Source organism: Bacillus sp. FSL R5-0439 (assembly GCF_038008805.1).
Classification (GTDB): Bacteria; Bacillota; Bacilli; order Bacillales; family Bacillaceae; genus Bacillus; species Bacillus safensis.
On the sequence record NZ_JBBOZW010000001.1, the window covers coordinates 2921615 to 2946102 of the forward strand.

The window sequence follows — 24488 nt, forward strand, 5'->3', positions numbered from 1 at the left end:
CTTTCAATCTGTTATGGAAAAAAGGAGAAAATGGTATGTTCACATTTTCTCCTCTGTTATGACTTATTTATCAATTCCTAGACGATCGTAAATATCATCAAGCATCATGTTTGCAGCGATAATACCGCCGCCCATGTTCCAAGTGATTTCATCTACTTTATGCACTTGTTTCGCTTTCACTGCGTCAAGCTGCTTCCATAAAGGATGACTCGTCCACTCTTTATATGCTTTCTCAACCGCCTTATCTTGATCATCCATGAAGTAATAGATCACATCTGCATCCATTTGCGGAATGCTCTCTTTGTCTGTCAGTGTAATAATGTCTTGCTTTTTATCTTTGACATTCTTAGGTCCTTCAAAGCCTAGCTCTGTTAAAATCGACCCTGCGAAACCAGTTTGATAGATTCTAGCATGGTCTGCACGGAAGTTGACCACAGACACACTCATTGGCCAGTTTTTGATGTCTTTTTTCGCTTTTTCTTTGAAGTCAGCGACACGGTCATCCCACTTCGTCAGCAATTCTTTTGATTTGTCTTCCTGATTTAACGCTTCACCCATCAACTTCACTGTATCTTTAAAGGTGAACACTGTTTCTGTTGCAACAGTTGGAGCGATCTCTTGCAACTGATCAAAAATTTGCTCGTGGCGGATTTTTGATGCAATGATCAAATCAGGATTGAGCTTTTCAATTTCCTCTAAATTTGGCTGTGTTTCCTGCCCAACAATTTTAACATCCTTTAAGTCATCTCTTAAATATTTATACGTAGGTGCTTCAAGCCATGATTCAACAACACCCACTGGTTTAATGCCCATAGCGACTGCTGCATCCGTTGCTCCTTGGTACAGCGTCACAATACGCTTTGGTTTATCCTTAATATTGTCAGTTGAACCGATAGCGCTTTCAACAGTCCTTGTTTTCTCTTTATTACCTGACTTGCCGTCACTGCTATTGCTGCCGCAAGCTGCAAGTAAAACGATGGAGAGCACAACTAATAGCGACCAAAAAGATTTTTTGAACATGTACCTCACCTATCCATTCTATATGTAGTCATATCGTTTGATAACGATTCTCATTATCACATTATGATTTTATCATAGAAAAGGATGGTGTCAATGTAAATTTTTAATAAAATGGGAGAGTATTGACTAGTTGTTCTTATGAAATAGGATGATTCCACATTTGGATCGTCCTGCCAATCTGTTTTCCCGCTTCTAATAAAATCGACAAATGGGTATGTCCCTCCAGCACTTGATAGACTGATTGTTTTTTGATTGGTTCTTTCGGCAGCTCATGATAGGGAAGAAATGTCTCGACGTCATACAGCTCATCCTTGCTGCCTACAAACATGCCATACGGCCGATCCATCTTCGCAAATTGTTTTTTAGGTGCAGATGGGGTTAAGGCAAGAGATAAATTGACGGTGATAGCCGTCAACAGAAGCGGATCCTGCTCAATTGCCCATGCAGGATAACGAAAACGAACCGCTTCAGAATGACTCATCAGACTCCCTTTTGTCATCGCAGACAGAATGAACTTCCATACTTGAACGGTGGCAAAAGGAATTTGATCAGCCCTTGCAGTACCTGACTTATAGCCAAATTCAGGTGCGATGAAAAAGTAACCGTCTACTTCTCTTTTTTTTGGCCAAGACAAGTAGTTAAGCAGCAGGCCCGCTCCCGAAGAATGACCACAAAGGTAGATGGCACCTTTATGATCCTGTTTAATGGCATCCACAACCTGCGACATATCTTGCCATACATCCGTGACACTAGGTGTATCCCCTTTTTTTCCTTGTGAATGGCCATGGCCTCTTAGATCAAGTAAAAATACATTTACGTGAAAATCATGTTGCAGTGTGTAAGCGATATGCTCATAACCAGCCAAACTATGAGCACCACCGCCATGAATCAAGATCACATTGGCCTGCGTGTTCTTTTCTGATAAAAATGGATAATACGCAAGGCTTGTACCATCATGTGATGAAATGAATTGTCTTTCTGGAATATGTACAGGGGCTGCCTGCTGCATACTTGTAAACGAGAATGCTTCTGTCTTGGTGTGTGTCAATTGATTTCGCTCCTTTAGCCAGAAATGAGAATGACTAAACCGAATTAGTCATCCTCCTCTGCATCCTATTCATTCATATCTTGCAGAGGGAAGGCCTTACTTTTTCTAAAGCATACCATAAGAACATGTCAATGAAGTCGGTGCTTTGTCAAACGCCTTTCATCATACTGTACATCTCTTTATGAATGCACAAAAGACGAACGTCCATCGTTCGTCTTCTTTCCTTACTTCACTTCCTCATGCTCTTGAGCAGCATCTCTTTTGCTCGCGATATAGAGTGCACAGGTCATAGCAAGAATGGCCAGCGCCCACCAGAAGGTCGATACCGCCTCTTCATGATCAATGATAATTAAACGGATGACTGCTGTGATCCCTATATAAATAAAATAGCGAAGCGGAAAATGAAAGTTGGATTTAAAGTATTTAATAATTAAGGCAATAAACTCAAAGTACATAAAGAAGATCAGCAGTTCCCCAAGCATTCCATAATAGCTTTCTCCTTTATTGAACAGTGTCTTATAAACAAATTGGACAATGTACCATGTTTCACTGATTAAGAGAACACTTAAAGCGATGGCCAAAAAGAACAGACAGATATTGAGAAGGCCTTGTAAGAGATCAGGTATCTTTTGGAAGTTGTTGAATCGTTTCATTGAGTTGTCTCTCCATTCCAGTATATTCATTTGTTTTCTACATTTTGATGTTCCAAAATCGCAGCACGATGTAGTAAACATCGTTCCTTTCTATACTTTCAAACTGCCCGTGCATGCGGGACATCATTCGTTTGATGCTTCGTTCACCAAGTCCAGTACTTTCCTGCGTGTCATTTGTCTCGTTTATCGCATTGCTGATATGGATCTCAAAGATTTCTTGATCGGATAAAAACGTGAGGTTGATATCCTTTTTAGGATCTGCGTATTTCCTTAAATTGGACATCACATTATCAAATACTCGGCCAAGCAGCTCGACATTCACATTGATATAGCTGTCAGGCAGCTCTCCTAAAAGATGAACCTTAAAGTTCTCTTGATGCAGAATGGCCACTTGATCTGACAGGAGATCGTAAATCACCTCTTTGACTGCAACGGTCTCAAGCTCAGATTCATGTTCTTTATCCAGCAGAAAATAGGCAAACAGATTGTCAGACAGATTTTTTAATTGCAGTGCTTTCCCGTAGGCACTCGCTATATATTGATCTTTTTGGGTATCCGCTCCAGTCTCTTCTTTTTTCGCAAACTCCAGATTCATCATCAACGACGTCAGCGGTGTCCTCATATCATGGGACATTTCGGTGACCAAGCTGCGGCTCTCTTCTTGCAGGTCATCAATGGCTTGAAGCTTGTCCAAAAAGGCTTTTCGCAGATCCTCAATACTTTTGGCAATCATCGCTAATTCATCATGCCCTTTTACCGTCATCTCATAGTCCAGCTCTCCGCCTTCAAGAATGTGAATCTCTTGATGAATCGTTTGCAGGTAGCGCAGACTTTTGCGAATGCCAAGAAGAACTATGAGGAGAAATATAAGCGTCGCCCCGAGCAGCTCGAGTGTAAAGGCAAGATCGTGGTAACGAGATGAATAGAAACCATCCACCATGACGCGGCCATTACCGTCGCTAAACTGAACCCGATACGAATGGTGTTCAGCGTACTGGGTCATCCTTTCTTTTCCGTACGCCGATTCATCGGCAGCGGAATAAATAGAGTCATATTGCAGCACTTGATCCTTGAAAATGGTCAAATTAATGTAATTCTCTTTTTTCACCCACTCACCAAACGCTTTTCGATCCGTTGAAGACAGCTCATTCTCAGACACGTAGCGGCTGAATTTTTGTATATACTTGGCTGACTCCTGCTCGTAATACTCGTCTGAACTCAAATATCCATCGATCAAATCATTGGTGATCTTTTGCAGTGTCAAAAAGACAATACCACTTACGATTGCAGCCGCCAAAATCAACAGTGCCAGCTTTTTGGCCAGTGTATATTTACGATGTGGATGTGCCAAATCGATATCCTCTTCCCCATTCAGTTTTGATATATTCAGGACGTGCAGGATCATCTTCAATTTTGGCACGAAGCTTTCGAATATGCACCATCACCGTATTATTGGAACAATAGAAATAGGGCTGCCCCCACACGCTTTCATAAATATTTTGAGCAGAAAATATTTTGTTTCGCCTGCTCATGAGCAGCTTTAACATCCGATATTCTAGATCAGACAGCTTAATTTGCTGGTTTTCTTTCCATACTTCATTAAATTCTTCACTTACCTTCAGCTTGCCCCCAACAAGAAAGGTCTCTTCCTGCTCCTTTTTTTCCTGATAGACGGTATACCTGCGTAATTGTGCAATGACTCTAGCATGAAGCTCCTCTTCTGAGAAGGGCTTTGTCATATAATCATCCCCACCGGCAAGTAATCCTTCAGTTTTATCGAATGTGCTCGACTTGGCTGTCAGAAATAGAATCGGAACGTTAGATGAGGCTCTTATGTGCTGGCACGTTTCGATGCCTGAGAGCCCAGGCATCATCACATCTAAAATCACCAAATCGAGCGAATCATCCACAAACTTCAATGCTTGCTCGCCATTCATCGCTCTTAGCACCTCATATCCTGCACGTGAAAGGGATTCCTGCAGAAGGTCACCAATATCCTGATCATCTTCTACGACTAATATTCGATGGGTCATGTCTCTCACCTCATGTAATGTGATGCTCTTTCTTTTATGTCTTTACTATATATCATCTAGCTATGTGAAAAGATACAGCATAAACCTTAACAGTTTATGAAGTTGAGCATACGCCATCAATTTGTCACATTTATTTTCAAAAAATTGGATCTTCATAAATTGTTAAGAATTGAGCCGTATATTGATTCATTGTAAGGATCAATGAATTGATCCGAATGACATTTATCATAACAAGAAAAGGAGCATGGATATGAATGCAAACAAAGTAGCACACGGACAACCGATGAGTCTGCGAGAAAGGGTTCATTTCTTGGACATCGTACGAGGATTCGCCTTAATGGGGATTATTCTAGTCAATTACTTTTTGATCGTGGATTCGGCCAAGGGATTTGACATGCAGTCAAATGATGTCTTTCACAATGTGGTGAATTGGTTTGCCTCGGGGAAATTCATTACACTGTTTTCCTTTCTATTCGGGGTTGGTTTTATGATTTTTATGGACCGAGCTGCTCAGAAGGTAGACAGTCCGAACAAGCTGTTTGCCCGCAGATTAACCATTCTCTTAGGATTTGGCCTTCTGCATTTGACCTTTGTTTGGATTGGTGACATTTTGGCCTATTATGCAGTCGCTGGCTTTTTATTGCTTTTCTTTTACAAACGCACAGCCAAAACCATCCTATACTGGCTCATCACACTCTTTGTGATTCAATTGCTCACACCTTTTTTTACGATGCTGTTCAATACCATGGACACAACATCATCAGGCAAGCCGGATTTTGCTGATTTCGAGCTGACCAGCCACAACAGTATGACTTATTTAACATCAATTAGTGATCGGTGGACAGACATGGTCACAATGGCTTCCAGTTCTTTTTCCACCGTCTATTCTATGTTCTTCATGTTTTTACTTGGTGTGTATTTTGTGAAAATGGAGTTTTTCAAAAACATGGAGGCGAAAAAAGCGATTTGGAATCGCATTTGGATCATTTTCACAATCGCATTTCTGATTACACAGAGCAGCACGATCATAGCAGCGGTCAATCCTTTTGAAAGTACGCTCTGGGTGAACATTGCCACTGCTCTGGAACAAAACGGGGGATTCACTGGCAGTATGTTTTATATGAGTACACTTGCGATGCTGTTTCTGCACGTTCCTCAGCTGCGAGGTGCTTTGATGGTCTTTACCAAAGTCGGACGCATGTCACTGACCTGTTATTTGTTTCACTCCATCATTGGCACAATGCTATTTCTGAAATATGGAGCCGGACTTGCCAATCATCTTCAGCCAGCTGGCACGTTCATGATTGGGCTGGGGGTTTATGTCTTCCTAGTGCTCTTCAGTACACTATGGTTAAAGCGGTTTAAATATGGTCCGATGGAGTTTATTTGGCGTCAGCTGACATATGGGAAGGTTGATGATAAATCGAAAACAAGCACAATGCATGTGGCGAAGTAACTGACATCATAGTAGTTAAAAAGAGTGAGAAAAGGCGAACTTTAGTGGTTCGCCTTTTCTGTAGTATATTGGTTTTTTGTGATTCAATACTGGTCAATCACTTCTCTCAATTGATTCAAATAACTTTCTTTCAATTCATCTGGGTATTCAATTTTCACATGTTTCCCAAATGACATCAAATAGTGTGTCATATACGATAATTCTTCTTGATTGTACCCACCCACAATATAAGGAATATGATCAATGATCTCCAATCTCATATTTGGGTAATGATGCTTCAAAAACTTTTCTTTTCCTTGTTCCGTTAATCGACATTTAAATGAGATATCATGATAAGTTTTTTCATATTCGAGCTGCAGTTCTTTTAATTCTTCCTTTGTAAATGTATCTCTGATTTCTTCTTCAATCATCATGTCCTTCATAAAGTCACATCTATAGATACCCCACTTTTTATTTTGAACATCATATGCTTGAGTAAACCAAATGCCATTTCGATAAAACAACTCAAGAAATTGCAGCCTGATCCATTTATTTTCATATTGAGTGTACGTCATCTTCACTATTTGATCTTCCATCATTGCCTGTAAAATCAATTCCAAATGATTTTGTTCACTAACTGGTGCGACATTATAGTAATGAATCACATCCAAAGTCTCCGTAATCATTTGCTTTCTCTCATCAGACATTGTGGCAAACAGCTTTTGCCGAATTTGTGAGTAGGATTTTTTAAATGGTGTTGCTGACACCAGGTCTAGCGCTTTAAGAGCGAAAAAAATAGCTTGGACTTCTTCTATATTGAAATAAATAGGAACCAATGGAGATTGATTAACCAATCGATATCCTCCGTGTCTGCCATTTTCAACGTAAAAAGCTAAGCCCATTGACTCTAGCTCTTCTATATCCCTTAAAGCCGTCCTTTTAGAAATGCCAAATTCGGATTGTAACTCCTTTAACTGAAAAGAGTGTTTATCACTTAAAAAAATAAGTTCTTGGTTTAATCGTTCTGATTTTTTCATTTGTTTCCCTCTTAAAAAGGTGACTTCTTTTGTCACCTTTATCATTTATACTCAGCTTATCAAAAGAAAAGGAGCATGTACATGCAAACATTAATCATTAACGCGCACCCAGATTTCACTCATCGAGAAAGTTATTCAAACAAACTGCAAACACTATTTTTAACACAATTTAAAGAAAGGTTTCCTCATGAAGAACCAACCATTTTACATTTATATGGAACTGAAATCCCTCGTATCGAAAAAGAACAGCTGCTAGGAATTTGGGATAAGCAAGCATCCAAACAAGCATTAACGGCTGCCGAGGAAAAAATCGCCGCTGCTTCATCTGCTTTATTGGCTCAATTCAAAGCACATCATCGAATTGTGATCGTGTCACCTGTTCATAATTTCAATGTGACTTCACGAATGAAAGATTATATAGATAATATCTTTATTGCGAGAGAAACGTTCAAATATACAGAAAGTGGTTCTGTTGGTCTGATGACTGACGATTATCGTGTACTTTTACTTCAAGCAAGCGGCTCAATTTTCACAAATAACGATCGATATACACCTCTGGAATTTTCACATCATTACCTAAAAGAAATATTCCAAAACTTGATGGGCTTTCAACAATTTCATATTGTCCGAGCACAAGGAACAGCGATTTTAGAGCAAGATGCCATCTTACAATCCGCATCTGATGATATGACGAAAACCTTAGAGGAGTTTTATGCACCTAGTTAACTTCTATTTAATCAAAAAGACCCAAAACGAAAAATCGTGCATTTTTTGATAAAAATCACCTTTTTCGTTTTAGGGTGCTATAAAATCTTTCAGTTGATGTACATCGGCGAGACCCCAAGCACTGCGACTTCATTTCAATTACGACATACTTTATTTATGCCACATTCTCAACTGCTAGTAAGACTATTATTTATAACCAATACTGCCGTTTCACGCGGATGGCTAAGAGGAAAATGATGGCCATACGGAACTAAATCAACCTTACCAAGATGCGATGGAGCAGAATAGCCTTTGTCATACTCCCCCCAAATCATGTGAAGATTATGCTTTGTTGCTTCATTGAAATCACCGTGATCGTTTTTCAATAGTAAATGGCTAAGCTGAACCGTCGTATTTAAAATTCTAGGAGAAGTAAAGCTGTTTCTGATTTTTTCAATATAATGTTCAGGGATGCTCTCCGTCCTTTCAAACAAACCATTACTTAATAAATAACGCTCTATCATTTTAGAAGTTGCTAATTTTAATGTCCATTTGTTCATCCATTGTGGAACATTTAGCGATTTAGCATTTTCTTTAGCAACAGGCGGCTGAAGTAAAGTGATTGAATACTTCTTATCTATGTACCCTTGTCCCAATGCTTCAAGTAAGATAAATGCACCGAATGAATGACCAATGAGATGTGCACCATTTGTCGCTTTCTCAAATAACTTTTTCACTACATTCAAGTAGATATCTAGAAGGTTTTTCTCTCGTTTAAAAGGAGATCGTCCCAAGCCAGGAAGATCCAAGATCCATACAGGTTGACCCGTTTTTTCATGAAGCTCTTGCGCTAAAGGAAATAAATCCTCTCCATCACTCAATAAACCATGTAATAAAATAAACGGTTTCCCTTCTCCTTGTAATTGGTAAAGGGTGTTGTTATCGCATAATGTTCGCTCAAATACATGATAATGCTCACCATGTTGATCCATCATTCGATAATCCAGATCAGCTACTACGGCAGGGATAAAGTTCATGACACTCGTCTTCTTAAACCAATCCCCTCCCATTATGTTTTTCACTGAAGCATTTGAAAATGTTCGTTTAGTCATAAAATTGAGTCCATCAGAAGGAATGTTTGTTATTTTACTTACTCCACTTTTCATTATTGTTTTCATAAGCGGCATTGGGACAGAGATTTTGGGTGCCCTCATATTCATACTTTCCGACATCACACTTAATAATTCAGCAATGTTCGGATCGTTCTCTTTGTCTTCAACAAGTGTATATGTTTGAATAGCCGGCTGTTCGATCCTGAGAACCTGCACAATAAATTTTGCAAACTCATCGTTTGAAATCAGTGGCAGCCTATATCCCTTACCTCCAGGAATCACCGGCATGAGCCCTCTTCGTATACTCGTCACAAGCAAACCTAATCCTGCTATCTGCTCTGTACTCCCTGTTTTACTACTGCCGACTATAGTTGGCGGATTAATGACAGACAGCGGATAACCTAGTGCTGTGGCCTGTTGACGGATATAAAGGTCTGCTAAAAATTTTGTTCTCTCATATGGATTTTTGATTTTCAAATAATTGTTTCCTTCTTTAAACACATCAATGGCAATCCTGCTATTTTCATCATCAAAGGGACTCATATAACCGACAACATGAATAAAATGCTGCAAGCCCTTCAATTGATGAATACTTTTAGCTAATTCACCAATATATTTGGCGCCATTTAAAAAGACGGAAGCTGCCTCGTTACTTGTCGCTTGAATATCCATGGGGCCTCCTGCGTGAATCAGCACATCCGTTTTCAACACCATCTCCATATCTTTAGCACTTAGACCTAAATCTACTTTCGTTAAATCACCTTCAATAAAGTGCATCACTTCCTGTTTTAAAATGCCTCTTTCTTGAAAAATACGTGTTGCTTTACTTTTCGACCTCACTAAAAGAAGAATGTTCACATCCTCTTTGGCTAATTCTTCGACTAATTGCTTTCCAATAAAGCCTGTTCCACCTGTTAAAAATACTGTTTTCATATAAAGTCTCCTTTTTAGTACTACTTAGTACTAATTTGATGTAAAAAAAATGCTTCTTTATCGAAGCAAGTTAAATAAATGATCTGCTGTTTTTGTGATGACAGTGGCATCCTTCAATGTTTCTGAAATAAATAACGCTCCTTCAAGATTTGTAATAAAAAGTGATGCCACCTCATCAATATGAATCGTATTTCGGAATTCCCCGCTCTCTACACCTTGTTTCAGTAATAGAGAAACTTTCTTTTGTAATCCTGTGAAAAAAAGACCTATTTTTTCTTTTATTTGCGTGGCCTGTGCAGGACTTTGAATATAAAGAGTAATAAATGGACAGCCGCCCTTATACTCTCTCGACTGAACGCCTTGTGATAATTGCTTTAAAAACAGTTGGATACGATCTTCAACTGAAAATTGGGTCTGAGAAATTACGTCGTCTATTGCAGCTTGATACATGTCAATCCAATAATCAACGACCCCTGCTAATAATTCCTCCTTATTAGAAAAGTGATAATACACATTAGACTTTGACACTTTGCTTACACGTACCAATTCATCCATACTTGTATAAGCAAACCCTTTTTCTAAAAATAATGTTGCAGCTACTTCAAGCACACGTTTTTGATTCATTAATTTTACTTTTGTCATAATTAGAACTATACAGTACTAATTTAAATGTTGCAAGTATTTATGTTCATTTAGAAATAAGTTTGATTCCACAGAAAAATATGATGGCTTTAATGATGATGATATTGGAGGGATGGATCTGACTTCACGAACTAAATACATCTGTCGTTTCATCATGAATGTGAATAAGAGCCATTTGTTGAGGATGAACACTGTATATCTCTCCACATTCACATAAAAAAACACAACGCCATGAAGGCTTAATTAACAAGTGGTATCACTCGAAATTAAATGCCTTCAAAAAGCGTTGTGCATCAATATTCTTTATTAACCAATAGAGCCTTCCATTTCAAACTTAATCAAACGGTTCATTTCAACGGCGTATTCCATTGGCAGTTCTTTTGTGAATGGCTCGATGAAGCCCATGACGATCATTTCTGTTGCTTCTTCTTCAGAAATTCCGCGGCTCATCAAGTAGAATAGCTGTTCTTCTGATACTTTCGATACCTTCGCTTCGTGCTCTAATGAAATGTTGTCGTTTAAGATTTCATTGTAAGGGATCGTATCAGATGTTGATTTGTTATCCATGATGAGTGTGTCACACTCGATGTTTGAGCGTGCACCTTCTGCTTTGCGTCCGAAGTGAACGATTCCGCGGTACGTTACTTTACCGCCTTGTTTCGAAATTGATTTTGATACGATCGTTGAAGATGTGTTTGGTGCAAGGTGAATCATTTTCGCACCTGCATCTTGGTGCTGACCTTTACCTGCAAGGGCAATACTTAATGTCATACCACGAGCGCCTTCACCTTTTAGGATGACTGCTGGGTATTTCATTGTCAGCTTAGAACCGATGTTTCCATCAATCCATTCCATTGTTGCATTCTCTTCACAAATCGTACGTTTTGTCACAAGGTTGAAGACGTTGTTTGCCCAGTTTTGAATCGTTGTATAACGGCAGTAGCCGCCTTTTTTGACGATGATTTCAACAACCGCACTGTGAAGTGAGTTTGTTGTGTAAACTGGAGCCGTACAGCCTTCTACGTAATGCACATGTGCGCCTTCGTCAACGATGATCAGTGTACGCTCAAACTGACCCATGTTTTCAGAGTTGATACGGAAGTATGCTTGAAGTGGAGTATCTACTTTTACGCCTTTTGGTACGTAGATAAATGACCCACCAGACCATACAGCCGAGTTAAGCGCAGCAAATTTGTTGTCAGTCGGAGGAATGACTTTTGCCCAGTGCTCACGGAAGATGTCTTCGTTCTCTTTTAATGCGCTGTCTGTATCTTTAAACACAATTCCTAGATCTTCAAGATCTTGTTTCATGTTGTGATACACAACTTCAGATTCATACTGAGCAGATACACCTGCTAAATATTTTTGCTCTGCTTCTGGGATACCAAGCTTATCAAAGGTTTGTTTGATTTCTTCTGGTACTTCATCCCAAGAACGCTCAGAGCGCTCTGATGGCTTTACGTAGTACGTAATTTCATCAAAGTTTAATGCATTTAAATCTCCGCCCCATTGTGGCATCGGCATGTTGTAAAAGTGCTCAAGAGATTTCAAACGGAAGTCGAGCATCCACTGAGGCTCTTCTTTCATACGAGAAATTTCTTCAACGATCTCTTTTGTCAGTCCGCGCTCTGAACGGAAAATGGAAACGTCTTTATCAGAAAAGCCGTATTTATATTCACCAACATCTGGCATTTTTTTAGCCATCCATTTTCACTCCAATCTTATGATTTGCCGTTATCTTCGGCAGATGCGCCTTTTTCAAGCGCCTTCCAGGATAATGTTGCACATTTGATGCGGGCTGGGAATTTTGCCACTCCCTGCAGCGCTTCAATGTCACCAAGATCAATGGAATCGTCGTATTCTTTTCCTTGCATCATATCGGAGAAAATCCGAGACATTTTCAAAGCAGTTTCAATATCTTTCCCTTTAATCGCCTGCGTCATCATTGAGGCAGATGCCATCGAAATCGAGCATCCTTCTCCTTCAAATTTCGCATCAGTGACTTTTTCGTCTTCAATTTTCATCGTAAGACGAATACGGTCACCACACGTTGGGTTGTTCATATCGACGACAATGCTGTCGTTTAACACACCTTTGTTTCTCGGATTTTTATAATGATCCATAATCACTTGTCTGTACAGTGTGTCTAAGTTTACATTAAAAGACATTCGTAAAATACTCCTTTGTCTTACGGAGCGCTGCAATGAGTAGATCAATCTCTTCTTCTGTATTATACAGGTAGAAGCTTGCTCTTGCAGTCGCTGATACACCAAGCCATTTCATAAGCGGCTGTGCACAGTGGTGTCCAGCACGAATGGCGACACCTTCCGTATCTAGAACAGTTGACGCATCATGCGGATGGACGTCGTCTAAGTTAAATGTCACAAGCCCAGCTCGGTGCTGCGGTCCATAAACAGTCGCACCGTCAAGCTCCTTAAAGCGCTCAAGCGCGTAAGTCGCAAGCTGATGCTCGTAACGGCTGACTTCCTCCATACCAATGTCATTTAAGAAGTCAATTGCTTTTCCTAGTCCAACTGCTCCAGCAATAATCGGTGTTCCCGCTTCAAATTTCCACGGCAGCTCTTTCCATGTGGAATCATATAGATCCACAAAGTCGATCATTTCACCGCCAAACTCAGCAGGCTCCATATTATTCAACAGGTCCTTCTTCCCGTAAAGCACACCGATGCCAGTCGGTCCACACATTTTATGCCCAGAGAATGCGAAAAAGTCACAATCTAGATCCTGAACATCAATTTGCATGTGCGGAGTGCTTTGTGCACCGTCGACGACAATGATTGCCCCATGTTCGTGGGCAATTTTGGCGATTTCTTTAATCGGGTTGATGGTTCCTAATACGTTTGAGACATGTGTGACAGCGACGATTTTCGTTTGATGTGTGATCGTTTGCTTCACATCTTCAAGCGATAGCGTGCCGTCTTCCTGTAACGGAATGTATTTCAATGTGGCGCCAGTTGCTTTCGCTGCTTGCTGCCAAGGGATGATATTCGCATGATGCTCCATATGCGTAATGACAATCTCATCGCCTTCTTTGAGGTTGGCTCTAGCATAGCTGATCGCCACTGTGTTTAGTGCAGTTGTTGTACCTCTAGTAAAAATAATCTCCTGGACAGATGAAGCACGGATGAATGCACGAACTTTCTCTCTCGCACCCTCGTATGCGTCCGTTGCTCTTGTGCCAAGGGTATGAACACCCCGGTGGACGTTCGAGTTGTAAGACCGGTAATACTCATTCATTGCATCAATGACCACTCTTGGTTTTTGAGAAGTCGCTGCACTGTCCAAATACACCAAATCATGTCCGTTCACTTGCTGATGAAGGATTGGAAATTGCTCACGAACGTCTTTGATATTCATTATTTTACTTTCCTTTCAATTACAGAAATCAGCTGCTTTTTAACTCCTTCAATCGGCAGTTCTTTCACAACTGGATTTAAGAAGCCGTAAATCACAAGTCTTTCTGCATCTTCTTTGGAAATTCCGCGGCTCATGAGGTAGTACAATTGAATTGGATCGACACGTCCAACAGAAGCAGCGTGCCCTGCTGTCACATCATCTTCATCAATTAATAGAATTGGGTTTGCGTCACCGCGTGCTTTCTCACTCAGCATGAGGACACGTGATTCCTGCTCTGCATTTGACTTTGTTGCGCCATGCTCGATTTTACCAATTCCGTTAAAGATAGAGGATGCTTGATCCTTCATCACACCATGCTTCAAGATATACCCTTCAGAGTTTTTACCAAAGTGGATGATGCTTGTTGTGAAGTTTTCAGTTTGGTTTCCTCGGCCGACAACAACTGATTTCGTATCACCGAATGTACCGTCGCCCATCAGTTTTGTGATGTTTTCAGACACGACATCTCCATCATTCATCAGGCCAAGCGCCCATTCGATTTTACTGTCACGGCCATTTGCCATACCGCGTCTGTTCACATATACTGTGACACCTTCTGCAAGGTTATCTACAGCGCCGTATGTGACGCGGGCGTTTGCGCCTGTGAATACTTCAGAAACGATATTGAAGATTGCTTCTTCTGGTTTTGCTGTACTGATGTAGTTTTCTACATATGTCACAGCACTATGATCGTCTGCTACGACGATGACATGGTTGAACAATGTCGTTTCGTCATTTTCATGAAGATAAACAGCTTGAATTGGTGCTTCAAGCTCAACGTTTTTCGGAACATACAGGAAAGCTCCGCCATTGACTAAAGCAGCGTGTAAAGCTGTTAGTTTATGCTCATCCACTTTCACTGCATCTGTCATGAAGTATTGTTTCACTAAATCTCCATGCTCACGAATCGCTGTATGAAGATCAGTGAAGATTACACCTTTGTCTTTCGCTTCAGCTGAAAGAGACAAATAGGCCGGCGTTTGATCACGCTGAATGTAAACTGTCTTATCTGTGTCCTCTAAATCAATAAGAGATTTCACTTCTTCTGGAAGCTCTTCTAATGATCCAAATGGTGCACTTTCGACTGTATGCTGTTTGAAATTCGTTAAATTCCATTTTGAAATATTCGTTTTGTCAGGCTTTGGCATTGGGAGGTCTTCTGCTTTTTCAAGAGCCTGTAAGCGAAGGGAGCTCATCCATGCCGGTTCCTGATGCTTCTCGGAGAAGCTTTTGACATAATCTTGATCTACTGATAATTTCGTTTCTAATGTCATCAATAATCCTCCTAACGCTTACGCTTCTTGACCAACAGTTTCGTCTTCAATTCCTAACTCTTTTTTAATCCAATCATAGCCTTCTGCTTCTAGACGCTGCGCGAGTTCTGGTCCGCCAGATTTCACGATACGACCTTGCATCATAACATGAACGTGATCTGGTGTGATGTAGTTCAGTAGACGCTGATAGTGAGTGATCATTAAGCAGCCAAAGCTTTCGCCGCGCATTTTGTTAATTCCTTTAGAAACAACTTTCAGGGCATCGATATCAAGACCAGAATCGATTTCGTCAAGGATGGCGATCTTTGGTTCAATCATCATTAATTGAAGAATTTCGTTGCGTTTTTTCTCCCCGCCTGAGAAACCTTCGTTTAAGTAGCGCTGTGCCATATCTGGGTCCATTTCAAGGAACTCCATGTTTTCGTCCATTTTGCGGATGAATTTCATAAGAGAGATTTCATCGCCTTCTTCTCTGCGTGCGTTAATAGCAGAACGAAGGAAGTCAGCATTTGTGACACCGCTGATTTCAGATGGGTATTGCATCGCAAGGAAAAGACCAGCTTGAGCGCGCTCATCTACTTCCATTTCAAGGACATCTTCGCCATCAAGCAAGATGCTGCCTTTTGTTACTTCATATTTAGGGTGACCCATAATTGCAGCAGATAAAGTAGATTTACCTGTTCCGTTTGGTCCCATTACTGCGTGGAATTCTCCACCTTTTATCTCGAGGTTTACACCCTTTAAGATTTCTTTCCCTTCAATCTCAACGTGCAAGTCCTTAATTGTTAATGTCGAAGCAGTCATATATCGATACCTCCAAAATAATCATTATTCTCAATTTATTCTCATTCTAATTTTATAACAAATTAAAACTGAATACAACACATTCACGATAAGCGTGAGAGGATGCTCTCAAAATTCTAACAAAAAAAGCAGGTAGATAAAAGGATTTATGTCGAAAAGACTGTTTTCATAAAGAAAGGGCGGGAAACTGTTCTCCCCGCCCCTCAGCTATTATTAGCCTCTTATATTCATTTTTGCGAGCTGTCTTTTCTCATCTCGATAGGACTGCTCTCGTTTATATTCCACTTTCATCCTTAAGTCATGGTCTCTTTCGTACTCTGCATAGCTCATGCCATGAGCTTGATGCATGGCCTTTTCCATCTCGGCGGTATAATCCAATCCCAGTGTACTATGGTCCGAACAAATAATAAACCATTCCCTTCCTTGAGTGTAGCTTTATTGTAGCAAACGTATGCGGCTTCACTCAAAAGGGATATGACGCTCTATGACGGCATATTTTCTCACACATTCGGATGAGAAGTACTCAACTCCTTGATATGGAAAAATACCTTGTTTTCCTTCTTTTAATGCGTCTGTCCTCCAAATTCATCAATACATTGCTGAACGACAGTGATTCCTTGGCTTAGTGCTGCCCCGCCGCCAAAAGCTGCCGCCACGCTCACAACCTCTAGCAGATTCTCTTCTGTCGCCCCTTGATCGAGCGCTCCCTTTGTATGATAAATCATGCAGTATTCATCCTGCGCATGAATACTGATGCCGAGGGCAATCATTTGTTTTTCCTTTTGCGTTAATGAATCGCTTTGAAAGCACTGCTCCGTAAATTCATTAAATTTCTTTCCAAACACCGGCATTTTCTTCTGGAATTCACCCATTGCGGTTTTATAATCAGTCAGTGATTGCTGCATGGATCCGCTCATATGCTGTTCATTCATTTTGATTCCATCCCTTCAGGTCATTTGTACGTTTTTATTATGAGCGAGATTTGAAAAAATACACAAAAAACCTCGCTTTGAAAGAAGCGAGGTTGCAGATTGTTGACAAAGGGCTAAAATGATCTTTATTTTAGCCCTTTGTCTTCCTTTCAGCGTGATAGAAAACCTTTGCATTCTAGGAAGGGCGAGTACCGGAGCAGAGCGAATTTGACATTCGTGAGCACCGGAGCGCAGAACTGACAAAGAATGCGAGGGTTTGTCTACATGCTGAAACCTCGCTTTGAAAGAAGCGAGGTCGAAATGTTGTTATTCAGATACAGGCAATACTGCACCGTCATATTTTTTGTCGATGAATTCTTTGATTTTATCAGAGTGAAGAACTTCCATTAATGCCTTGATCTTATCTGATTTTTCGTCACCTTTGCGAACCGCAACGATGTTTGCATATGGGTTGTTCTTTGTTTGCTCAAGTTCGATTGAATCTTTTTTCGGATTCAATTTATTTTGGATCGCATAGTTGACGTTGATAAATACAGCATCGCCTTCACTGTTTTCATAAGCTTTCGCAGTTAATTCAGGCGCGATTTTTTTGAATTTTAGGTTCTTTGGGTTTTCTTTAATGTTCTTTACTGTTGCGTTGATTGTATCAACCTTTGGATCAAGCTTGATGACACCAGCATTTTGCAGAAGGGCAAGCATACGGCCTTGTTCAGCTACGTTGTTTGTCATGATGATTGTGCCGCCGTTTGGAATATCTTTTACTGATTTGTATTTCTTAGAGTAGATACCGAAAGGCTCAAGGTGAACCGCACCAGCACTCACTAGGTTATAATCTTTGTTTGATTTATTTTCTTCGTTTAAGTAAGGGATATGTTGGAAAAAGTTCGCATCCACTTCTTTTTCAGCTAACGCTTTGTTGTACATTTTATAATCGCTAAGCACTTTCACTTTTAAATCGTAGCCTTTTTCTTTTAGAAGTGGTTTTGCTTCTTCAAGAATTTCGGCATGCGGCGTTTTTGATGCGGCAACCGTAATGGTTTTGCTTTCACTTGCGTTATTAGATGAACCGCACGCAGCTAAAATACCTGCAAATGCTAGAAATAGTGCACTTAGAATCAATTTCTTCATGAATAAATCCTCCCTTAACGTTTATCAATTTTATTTGTAATCAAATCACCGATTATTTGAATAATAAAGACGATGATCAGAATAAACACAGTGGCTACAAGTGTGACATCTGTATTACCAGATTGGTACCCTTCCACATAGGCGAGGTCACCAAGTCCGCCTGCTCCAATTGCACCTGCAATCGCAGTAGAGCCAATTAGAGCAATCGCTGTTACGGTAATACCTGAAATAAGGGCTGGCAATGATTCTGGCAGCAATACTTTGAAAATGATTGTCGACGTTTTCGCTCCCATTGATCGTGCTGCTTCAATGACTCCTTTGTCTACCTCACGCAGTGCAATTTCGACAAGACGTGCATAGAATGGAGCTGACCCTATGACAAGGGCAGGGAGTGCTGCATTTGGACCAAGAATCGTATGCATTAAGAATTTCGTGAACCCTAGTAAAAGAATAATTAAAATGATAAAAGGAATCGATCTGAAAATGTTGACGACAGCGCCGATGACAGCATTAATCGGTTTATTTTCCCAAAGACCGCCTTTTCCTGTAAGGAAGAGCAGGAGCCCTAGGATAATCCCGATGACAAAGGCAAATGCCAATGAAATCAGTGTCATATACACCGTTTCACCTGTTGCACTCCAGATGACGTCTAAATCAACGTTCGGAAACCATTTCTCAAACATGTGTCATCACCTCGATTTCAACCTGTTTGCTTTGGATATAGGCGATGGCTTTTTCTACCTCAGTCTCTTCTCCATTAATGTGGATAAAGAGTGTTCCAAACGCGCCTTCCTGCGTTTGAGAAATCTTCCCTTGAAGGATGTTCACATCAACATGAAACGATCGAATGATTTCTGTGATCAGTGGCTGCTCGGCAGAATCACCGATAAAGGACAACCGTACGACCTGACCTTCTTTTACTCGCTCTAGGACGTGCTCGATTGTTTCTTTCGCTTCCTCTGGTTCCGCAAGCTGTTTCACAAATCGCTTCGTCATTTCTTCCTTTGGCTGTCTGAAGACGCGTAATACTTCGCCTTCTTCAACAATACGTCCATTTTCCATGACTGCGACGCGATGACAAATTTTGCGAATGACGTGCATTTCGTGTGTAATGAGCACAATCGTGAGCCCTAGTCGTTTATTAATATCGGCCAAAAGCTCAAGGATTGAATCGGTCGTTTGCGGATCTAGCGCAGATGTCGCTTCGTCACATAGAAGAACCTTTGGATCATTCGCTAATGCTCTCGCAATGCCGACACGCTGTTTTTGCCCGCCGCTAAGCTGAGACGGATACGCATTTTCTTTTCCTTCTAAACCGACCAATTTAATCAGTTCATTCGCACGCTCTCTCCGTTTCGATGTCGGTACACCTGCGATCTCAAGCGGGAACATAATGTTTTGTCTCACCGTTCTTGACCAAAGTAAATTAAAGTGCTGGAAGATCATGCTGATTTCTTGTCTTGCTTTCCGAAGTTTCGCATTCGATACTTCATTGATCCGGTTGCCTGCCACTTCAACAATTCCTTCTGTTGGCAGCTCCAGACCGTTTAATAGGCGAATAAGCGAGCTTTTTCCTGCACCGCTATACCCGATAATTCCGAATATTTCACCTTTATCAATATCCAAGTTGACGTCTTTCACGGCATCAACATTTCCGCTTTTTGAATGATACGTTTTTGATACATTCTGTAAATGAATCACAGTCTGATCACCTGCTTTCTTGCTGAATCTATAGGTTTCCATCACATACGTTATTTATTCTTCTTTCTGTCATGACTCTAGCCTGACGTCAGGTCAGTAAAAAAGACCTAACTGCAACGCAAGCAGAAAGGCCTTTTATGTCAATTACGCCTTTCTCTCATCTTTCAAAGCGCTGCGGCTTTGAGTGAATTGGCACCAATTTCAGCTATGCTGACGGTTGCCGGGTTTCATAGGGCACGTCCCTCCACCTCTCTTAATAAGAGAAAATATGTTGTTTTATGTGATGTTCATGTTTTTACTAACGTAGAATATCATGCTATCTCAGATATGTCAACGCTGTAAATCGCTAATTTCCAAGTAAACAACTACGTTATCATTTTTCGAAAAAAACCGTTCGTCAGCCAAAGCACTGCCTCTAGTCTAAGGAGCGCACGGAATGACCCTTTGACTTTGACTTGTCCTCTGCTGATTAACTGCTGTAAGGACATATCTCCATCTAATAATTGTAGAATCTCTTTCCTCTCACCATAAAAGATGAGATCCGATAACTCAATTGCAGGTAGTTTCTTCACTTCACCACGTTCATCCACAATCAATGTACAAGAGTCAGTTTCCGCCTCAAATGTAATCTTCAAGGATGATGATGAGAGCAGCGGTTTTAATAGTAAACGCTGCCCTGTGTTACCATGGGCTTTCACATTTTCCACATGTATAACCTCCCTGTCATTTGGTTATACATAACATTTCTCTACAAACATCTTCTTGTCCTTTATAAATAACTCGACAAATTTTCAAATGAATTTCTTGAAATATGACAAAAAACCGCTTTATTTAGCGGTTTCAATCATTTCATGAAGATATGGAACTGAGTGAAAGGCATAGCCTTTTTGCACCAATTCTCCTTTTTTAAACAGTAGAAAGCAAGGAACACTCTCGATCTCAAATGCTTTTGCAAAGCCTGGTGAGTAGTTTAAATTGTTTTCGTAAAATGGTACATCCGGCTGCATGGCGTCTACGACTGCCAGCATTTTCTTTGCCAGCTGGCATGTTCCGCAAAACGGTGTATATAAGTATAAAAGAAATAAATCGTCCTCTATCTCTTTGAATTCGTGTTCTTCAATCTCTTTCATAATACGTCCACCCTCATAAATATTTCGAATGAACATCAATGTTTGCAGCTAATAGGATAGATGCAATGTGGGCTGACGGTGAAGCGGCCACTTCGCGGTACGTTCTATCGACAAAAAGATGAAGTGCTTCAGGGAATTCTTTTCGAAATTGCTTCCGCAGTTTGTCGCCTGCATCGTCACTGTCTGCTAATATGTAAACGTCTTTCCCCACTAAATCGTCCACAAGCTGGTCCAGCTTCGATGTACTGATCGTGCCATTGGTGCAAATGATGGTAACAGGTTCACTTATGACTTCTTTCAGCTTTTGTTTGTCTGTTTTACCTTCTACAATGATGACCTTTTCTATCTCGACATTCATCACGATCACCCGGCCCTTTTGACGTTGATTCACTTCTTCCTTAGATTACAATCTTTCATTCAGGTTGTAAAGATTGGGCGCCTCGTCATCAAAAAGACTGCAGTTTTTGTTCACTGCAGTCTCCTCTGTGATTAGCACCACCCATTTTCATCGTCACAGTCTACATATTTTTCTGTCCCATCGGTCAATGTATCCGTTAGACGATAAAAACGATTTTGATCATAGGAATATCCCGATTTCAGCTCATATTGGTTTTCACTAATCATTGTGCCAATCTCTTCATTTTGATGATAAAGCACCATGCCGCTTTCTTTGAATCGTCCAGTGACATGCTCTGTTATATCCACCTGTTCTTTTTGAAAAGACAAATTGGACACCCCCCATAAAGGTAGAGTGTCCAATTTCACATGAATTAGTCTTCTTTTGTCATTTCTTCATATTGCTCAGCAGTCATTAAGTTCTCGATTTCAGATGCATCAGCTGGTTCTACAACGATCATCCATGCTTTTTCATATGGAGAGTCGTTGACGAATTCTGGGCTGTCATCCAGCTCATCGTTCACTTCGACGATTGTGCCATTGATCGGTGCATAAAGTTCAGAAACTGTTTTCACTGATTCTACACTTCCGAAAGGCTCGTCCGCTGTGATTTTGTCTCCTACTTCAGGAAGCTCAACGAACACGATATCGCCAAGCTCAGATTGAGCAAAATGCGTAATACCGATACGCACCTTATCTCCTTCTACTTTGACCCATTCATGTTCTTCTGAATAACGTAAATCTTTTGGTGTGCTCATTCAATACCCCTCCAGTCTTTTCTTACAATCTATATTGAAGATACCACAATCTGAATGAAAGTTACATCATTTCCAGACGCTTTTAAATGTATCTTCGTTAAATCCAACTGTTACTCGTTTACCGTCTGTTGTAATCGGGCGCTTGATCAGCATTCCGTTAGACGCGAGTAATTCTAGCTGCTCGTCCTCTGACATTGCAGGAAGTTGATCTTTCAGCTGCAGCTCCCGGTATTTTTGTCCGCTTGTATTAAAGAATTTCTTCAGCTCTAAACCGCTTTTTTCGTAAAGGGCTTTTAATGTTTCTTTATCAGGCGTCTCTTCGACGATATGTATGCTGTTGATGTCTTTATTGTGTGCTTCAAGCCACTTTTTTGCTTTTCGGCATGTACCGCAAGATGGGTATTCGTAAAAATCTAAAGCCACCATTTTCACCTCCTGCAAATTGTGACAACATTTTATCACAAAATATTTTAAAAACCTAAATGTATGCTTACAAAAAGGTGCGGAGTGATATCCGCACCTTTTAAGCCATCCTTATACGATATATTTCTCTGCTTCAAAGATTCGTTTTGCCACTTCACGCTTTTTGGCGATGACATTGATTGGAGTAAATCTTGTCAGCTTGCGAAGGGCTGACAGGCTCATGCGGAGTGAATCTCCTTCCTCCATCGCAATCAAGGATTCTTTTGCATGGGCTTCAATCTTTAAGAAAGCCTCCTGCGTGAAAATTTGTGTGTAAGCCAGCTTTTGAGCGTTCTTTTCTGCGCCTGATGCAGCGACTGCCTTTTCCGTACGCAGAATTGCTGATTCAGCAGCAAATATTTCATTGACTATATCGGCTATGTTCACAAGAATTTCTTGCTCTTTGTCTAAGGCTTTCCCGTATTTCATTGCTGCCATACCAGCCACCATTAAGGCGACCTTTTTCGCATGGGTGAGCAAATATTTTTCTTGATCGAGCGGCTGATCGCCTGGCTCTTCCGGCATCATCATCATCAGCTCTTCCTGTAAGGTCTGCGCTTTTTGAAGCAGCGGAAGCTCTCCTTTCATCGCTTTCTTCAAGAATGTACCTGGTACAAGCAAACGGTTGATTTCGTTTGTCCCTTCAAAGATCCGGTTAATTCGTGAGTCACGATAGGCTCTTTCGACCTCGTATTCTTGCATGAATCCATATCCGCCGTGAATCTGCACGCCTTCATCCACAATATAATCTAACGTTTCAGAGCCAAGGACTTTACAGAGAGAACATTCAATCGCATATTCCGCAATGGATTGAGCAATTTGTTTGCCGTCTTTTTGCTCTTCGTCACTTAATAGACCCATCCGCTGTTCAAATAATCCAACCGTACGGTAAACAGCACTTTCCATCGCATAGAGCTTTGCTGACATATTGGCTGCTTTTTCACCAATTAAGCTGAATTGAGAAATTGGTGTTTTGAACTGCTTACGCTGGTTCGCATATTCGGCCGACAATTGAATGACGCGCTTTGATGCACCGATTGTGCCGACTGCAAGCTTATAGCGTCCGATATTTAAAATGTTAAAGGCAATCACATGTCCTCTGCCGGCTTCACCAAGCAAATTCTCCTTCGGTACTTGGGCATCTTCAAGAATTAATGTTCTTGTCGATGACCCTTTAATGCCCATCTTTTTCTCTTCAGGTCCCGTTTTGACACCTGGAAAATCCTTTTCGACAATAAAAGCAGAGAAGTGTTCACCATCAATCTTCGCATACACAACAAAGACATCGGCAAATGCGGAGTTTGTGATCCACTGCTTTTCTCCATTGAGGACATAATGGGTACCTGCTTCATTCAGAACCGCAGTTGTTTTTGCTCCAAGAGCGTCAGAGCCTGATCCTGGCTCAGTGAGTGCGTACGCCGCAATGGTTTCACCAGAGGCGAGTCCTGGCAGGTACGTTTCCTTTTGCGCTTGATTTCCGAAGAGCACGATCGGCAGAGAACCAATACCGACATGAGCGCCATAGGAAAGTGAGAAACTGCCTGCTCTAGCGAATTTTTCAGTAATGATTGCTGAACTGATTTTATCCAATCCAAGCCCGCCGAATTCTTCAGGTACATCGGCTCCTAGAAGGCCAAGCTCACCAGCCTTTTTGAGAAGCCTGACCGAATGCTCGAACTCATGGTTTTCAATTTGATCTATATGCGGAACCACATCTTGTAAAATATAATCCTCTGTTGTCTTTCCAATCATTTGATGTTCATCAGAGAAATCCTCCGGTGTAAAGATATGCTCATAATTCGTCTCATCAATTAAAAAGCTTCCACCCTTTTTTACATCTTCCAATGCTTTCATCCTGATTTCCCCCT

Annotated in this window: 27 protein-coding genes and 1 riboswitch; of the genes, 2 read left to right on the plus strand and 25 right to left on the minus strand. The window is 40.8% G+C overall.

Features of this window, described 5'->3' with window-relative positions; translation table 11 throughout:
* Positions 1-63: 63 nt before the first annotated feature.
* The 5 genes from NST59_RS15140 to NST59_RS15160 form a co-directional block, all read right to left on the minus strand.
* On the minus strand, positions 64-1020 hold the full coding sequence (locus NST59_RS15140) for an ABC transporter substrate-binding protein (protein ID WP_338592608.1): 957 nt from the start codon (positions 1018-1020) through the stop codon (positions 64-66).
* Positions 1021-1156: 136 nt separating this feature from the next.
* Positions 1157-2068: an alpha/beta hydrolase gene (locus NST59_RS15145; RefSeq protein WP_341040803.1), complete on the minus strand. Its 912-nt coding sequence runs from the start codon at positions 2066-2068 to the stop codon at positions 1157-1159.
* Between the two features lie 224 nt (positions 2069-2292).
* Positions 2293-2721, minus strand: coding sequence for a phosphate-starvation-inducible protein PsiE (gene psiE, locus NST59_RS15150; RefSeq protein WP_341040804.1), 429 nt, complete (start codon positions 2719-2721; stop codon positions 2293-2295).
* Positions 2722-2758: 37 nt separating this feature from the next.
* The gene (locus NST59_RS15155; RefSeq protein ID WP_327842169.1) at positions 2759-4072 is read right to left on the minus strand and encodes a HAMP domain-containing sensor histidine kinase; all 1314 of its coding nucleotides are present in this window, start codon (positions 4070-4072) and stop codon (positions 2759-2761) included.
* Positions 4053-4754: a response regulator transcription factor gene (locus tag NST59_RS15160; protein WP_341040805.1), complete on the minus strand. Its 702-nt coding sequence runs from the start codon at positions 4752-4754 to the stop codon at positions 4053-4055. Before NST59_RS15160 ends, NST59_RS15155 begins: the two co-directional genes overlap by 20 nt.
* Before the next feature lie 250 nt (positions 4755-5004).
* Here NST59_RS15160 and NST59_RS15165 point away from each other — a divergent pair, with 250 nt between their 5' ends.
* Positions 5005-6210, plus strand: a complete 1206-nt coding sequence (locus NST59_RS15165) for a DUF418 domain-containing protein (protein ID WP_341040806.1) — start codon at positions 5005-5007, stop codon at positions 6208-6210.
* 83 nt (positions 6211-6293) lie between these two features.
* Here the strand turns inward: NST59_RS15165 and NST59_RS15170 are convergent, their stop codons facing one another.
* Positions 6294-7226: a helix-turn-helix transcriptional regulator gene (locus NST59_RS15170; RefSeq protein WP_228280172.1), complete on the minus strand. Its 933-nt coding sequence runs from the start codon at positions 7224-7226 to the stop codon at positions 6294-6296.
* Positions 7227-7307: 81 nt separating this feature from the next.
* On the opposite strand from NST59_RS15170, the gene NST59_RS15175 reads away from it, so the two are divergent.
* A complete protein-coding gene (locus tag NST59_RS15175; protein ID WP_126682292.1) occupies positions 7308-7952 on the plus strand; it encodes an FMN-dependent NADH-azoreductase in 645 nt (214 codons plus the stop codon).
* 167 nt (positions 7953-8119) lie between these two features.
* Here NST59_RS15175 and NST59_RS15180 read toward each other — a convergent pair whose 3' ends face one another.
* The 19 genes from NST59_RS15180 to NST59_RS15270 form a co-directional block, all read right to left on the minus strand.
* On the minus strand, positions 8120-9976 hold the full coding sequence (locus NST59_RS15180) for an alpha/beta fold hydrolase (RefSeq protein WP_106025627.1): 1857 nt from the start codon (positions 9974-9976) through the stop codon (positions 8120-8122).
* Positions 9977-10033: 57 nt separating this feature from the next.
* Positions 10034-10600, minus strand: a complete 567-nt coding sequence (locus NST59_RS15185) for a TetR/AcrR family transcriptional regulator (protein WP_058838126.1) — start codon at positions 10598-10600, stop codon at positions 10034-10036.
* Positions 10601-10924: 324 nt separating this feature from the next.
* Positions 10925-12322 (minus strand): Fe-S cluster assembly protein SufB, encoded by a 1398-nt coding sequence (sufB, locus tag NST59_RS15190; RefSeq protein ID WP_017368012.1) that lies wholly within the window; start codon positions 12320-12322, stop codon positions 10925-10927.
* 17 nt (positions 12323-12339) lie between these two features.
* Entirely contained in the window at positions 12340-12786 is a 447-nt protein-coding gene (gene sufU / locus NST59_RS15195; protein ID WP_039181277.1) for a Fe-S cluster assembly sulfur transfer protein SufU, read from the minus strand.
* A complete protein-coding gene (locus NST59_RS15200) occupies positions 12776-13996 on the minus strand; it encodes a cysteine desulfurase (RefSeq protein ID WP_058838127.1) in 1221 nt (406 codons plus the stop codon). Before NST59_RS15200 ends, sufU begins: the two co-directional genes overlap by 11 nt.
* Positions 13996-15309, minus strand: a complete 1314-nt coding sequence (gene sufD, locus NST59_RS15205) for a Fe-S cluster assembly protein SufD (RefSeq protein ID WP_024423399.1) — start codon at positions 15307-15309, stop codon at positions 13996-13998. The genes NST59_RS15200 and sufD overlap by 1 nt, the downstream gene beginning before the upstream one ends.
* Before the next feature lie 18 nt (positions 15310-15327).
* A complete protein-coding gene (sufC, locus tag NST59_RS15210) occupies positions 15328-16113 on the minus strand; it encodes a Fe-S cluster assembly ATPase SufC (protein ID WP_007500355.1) in 786 nt (261 codons plus the stop codon).
* Between the two features lie 213 nt (positions 16114-16326).
* Complete coding sequence (locus tag NST59_RS15215) at positions 16327-16461, minus strand: hypothetical protein (RefSeq protein ID WP_254965641.1); 135 nt, start codon at positions 16459-16461, stop codon at positions 16327-16329.
* Between the two features lie 215 nt (positions 16462-16676).
* Complete coding sequence (locus tag NST59_RS15220; RefSeq protein WP_003212803.1) at positions 16677-17045, minus strand: carboxymuconolactone decarboxylase family protein; 369 nt, start codon at positions 17043-17045, stop codon at positions 16677-16679.
* Positions 17046-17351: 306 nt separating this feature from the next.
* Positions 17352-18173, minus strand: coding sequence for a methionine ABC transporter substrate-binding lipoprotein MetQ (metQ, locus tag NST59_RS15225; RefSeq protein ID WP_024423400.1), 822 nt, complete (start codon positions 18171-18173; stop codon positions 17352-17354).
* Between the two features lie 14 nt (positions 18174-18187).
* The gene (locus NST59_RS15230) at positions 18188-18856 is read right to left on the minus strand and encodes a methionine ABC transporter permease (protein WP_079919062.1); all 669 of its coding nucleotides are present in this window, start codon (positions 18854-18856) and stop codon (positions 18188-18190) included.
* Complete coding sequence (locus NST59_RS15235; RefSeq protein WP_058838173.1) at positions 18849-19874, minus strand: methionine ABC transporter ATP-binding protein; 1026 nt, start codon at positions 19872-19874, stop codon at positions 18849-18851. Before NST59_RS15235 ends, NST59_RS15230 begins: the two co-directional genes overlap by 8 nt.
* Before the next feature lie 154 nt (positions 19875-20028).
* A riboswitch (SAM riboswitch) is annotated at positions 20029-20137 on the minus strand.
* Between the two features lie 102 nt (positions 20138-20239).
* Positions 20240-20581: an SCP2 sterol-binding domain-containing protein gene (locus tag NST59_RS15240; protein ID WP_024423403.1), complete on the minus strand. Its 342-nt coding sequence runs from the start codon at positions 20579-20581 to the stop codon at positions 20240-20242.
* Positions 20582-20701: 120 nt separating this feature from the next.
* Positions 20702-21004, minus strand: a complete 303-nt coding sequence (locus tag NST59_RS15245; RefSeq protein ID WP_024426005.1) for a thioredoxin family protein — start codon at positions 21002-21004, stop codon at positions 20702-20704.
* Positions 21005-21017: 13 nt separating this feature from the next.
* The gene (locus tag NST59_RS15250; protein WP_024423404.1) at positions 21018-21362 is read right to left on the minus strand and encodes a toprim domain-containing protein; all 345 of its coding nucleotides are present in this window, start codon (positions 21360-21362) and stop codon (positions 21018-21020) included.
* 131 nt (positions 21363-21493) lie between these two features.
* Positions 21494-21730, minus strand: coding sequence for a YusG family protein (locus tag NST59_RS15255; RefSeq protein WP_039181284.1), 237 nt, complete (start codon positions 21728-21730; stop codon positions 21494-21496).
* Between the two features lie 44 nt (positions 21731-21774).
* Positions 21775-22158 (minus strand): glycine cleavage system protein GcvH, encoded by a 384-nt coding sequence (gcvH, locus tag NST59_RS15260; protein WP_008347039.1) that lies wholly within the window; start codon positions 22156-22158, stop codon positions 21775-21777.
* Between the two features lie 66 nt (positions 22159-22224).
* On the minus strand, positions 22225-22581 hold the full coding sequence (locus NST59_RS15265) for an arsenate reductase family protein (protein WP_024423406.1): 357 nt from the start codon (positions 22579-22581) through the stop codon (positions 22225-22227).
* A gap of 111 nt (positions 22582-22692) precedes the next feature.
* Positions 22693-24474 carry an acyl-CoA dehydrogenase family protein gene (locus tag NST59_RS15270; protein ID WP_341040807.1) on the minus strand — a complete coding sequence of 594 codons (1782 nt, stop codon included), beginning with the start codon at positions 24472-24474 and terminating at the stop codon, positions 22693-22695.
* Positions 24475-24488: the final 14 nt, after the last annotated feature.

Excerpts from the sequence above, each read along its gene's own strand:
- NST59_RS15140 (WP_338592608.1), bottom strand. The coding sequence starts at position 1,020 with ATGTTCAAAAAATCTTTTTGGTCGCTATTAGTTGTGCTCTCCATCGTT.
- psiE (WP_341040804.1), bottom strand. The coding sequence starts at position 2,721 with ATGAAACGATTCAACAACTTCCAAAAGATACCTGATCTCTTACAAGGC.
- NST59_RS15160 (WP_341040805.1), bottom strand. The coding sequence starts at position 4,754 with ATGACCCATCGAATATTAGTCGTAGAAGATGATCAGGATATTGGTGAC.
- NST59_RS15165 (WP_341040806.1), top strand. The coding sequence starts at position 5,005 with ATGAATGCAAACAAAGTAGCACACGGACAACCGATGAGTCTGCGAGAA.
- NST59_RS15170 (WP_228280172.1), bottom strand. The coding sequence starts at position 7,226 with ATGAAAAAATCAGAACGATTAAACCAAGAACTTATTTTTTTAAGTGAT.
- NST59_RS15175 (WP_126682292.1), top strand. The coding sequence starts at position 7,308 with ATGCAAACATTAATCATTAACGCGCACCCAGATTTCACTCATCGAGAA.
- NST59_RS15180 (WP_106025627.1), bottom strand. The coding sequence starts at position 9,976 with ATGAAAACAGTATTTTTAACAGGTGGAACAGGCTTTATTGGAAAGCAA.
- NST59_RS15185 (WP_058838126.1), bottom strand. The coding sequence starts at position 10,600 with ATGAATCAAAAACGTGTGCTTGAAGTAGCTGCAACATTATTTTTAGAA.
- sufB (WP_017368012.1), bottom strand. The coding sequence starts at position 12,322 with ATGGCTAAAAAAATGCCAGATGTTGGTGAATATAAATACGGCTTTTCT.
- sufU (WP_039181277.1), bottom strand. The coding sequence starts at position 12,786 with ATGTCTTTTAATGTAAACTTAGACACACTGTACAGACAAGTGATTATG.
- NST59_RS15200 (WP_058838127.1), bottom strand. The coding sequence starts at position 13,996 with ATGAATATCAAAGACGTTCGTGAGCAATTTCCAATCCTTCATCAGCAA.
- sufD (WP_024423399.1), bottom strand. The coding sequence starts at position 15,309 with ATGACATTAGAAACGAAATTATCAGTAGATCAAGATTATGTCAAAAGC.
- sufC (WP_007500355.1), bottom strand. The coding sequence starts at position 16,113 with ATGACTGCTTCGACATTAACAATTAAGGACTTGCACGTTGAGATTGAA.
- NST59_RS15215 (WP_254965641.1), bottom strand. The coding sequence starts at position 16,461 with ATGCATCAAGCTCATGGCATGAGCTATGCAGAGTACGAAAGAGACCAT.
- NST59_RS15220 (WP_003212803.1), bottom strand. The coding sequence starts at position 17,045 with ATGAATGAACAGCATATGAGCGGATCCATGCAGCAATCACTGACTGAT.
- metQ (WP_024423400.1), bottom strand. The coding sequence starts at position 18,173 with ATGAAGAAATTGATTCTAAGTGCACTATTTCTAGCATTTGCAGGTATT.
- NST59_RS15230 (WP_079919062.1), bottom strand. The coding sequence starts at position 18,856 with ATGTTTGAGAAATGGTTTCCGAACGTTGATTTAGACGTCATCTGGAGT.
- NST59_RS15245 (WP_024426005.1), bottom strand. The coding sequence starts at position 21,004 with ATGAAAGAGATTGAAGAACACGAATTCAAAGAGATAGAGGACGATTTA.
- NST59_RS15250 (WP_024423404.1), bottom strand. The coding sequence starts at position 21,362 with ATGAATGTCGAGATAGAAAAGGTCATCATTGTAGAAGGTAAAACAGAC.
- gcvH (WP_008347039.1), bottom strand. The coding sequence starts at position 22,158 with ATGAGCACACCAAAAGATTTACGTTATTCAGAAGAACATGAATGGGTC.
- NST59_RS15270 (WP_341040807.1), bottom strand. The coding sequence starts at position 24,474 with ATGAAAGCATTGGAAGATGTAAAAAAGGGTGGAAGCTTTTTAATTGAT.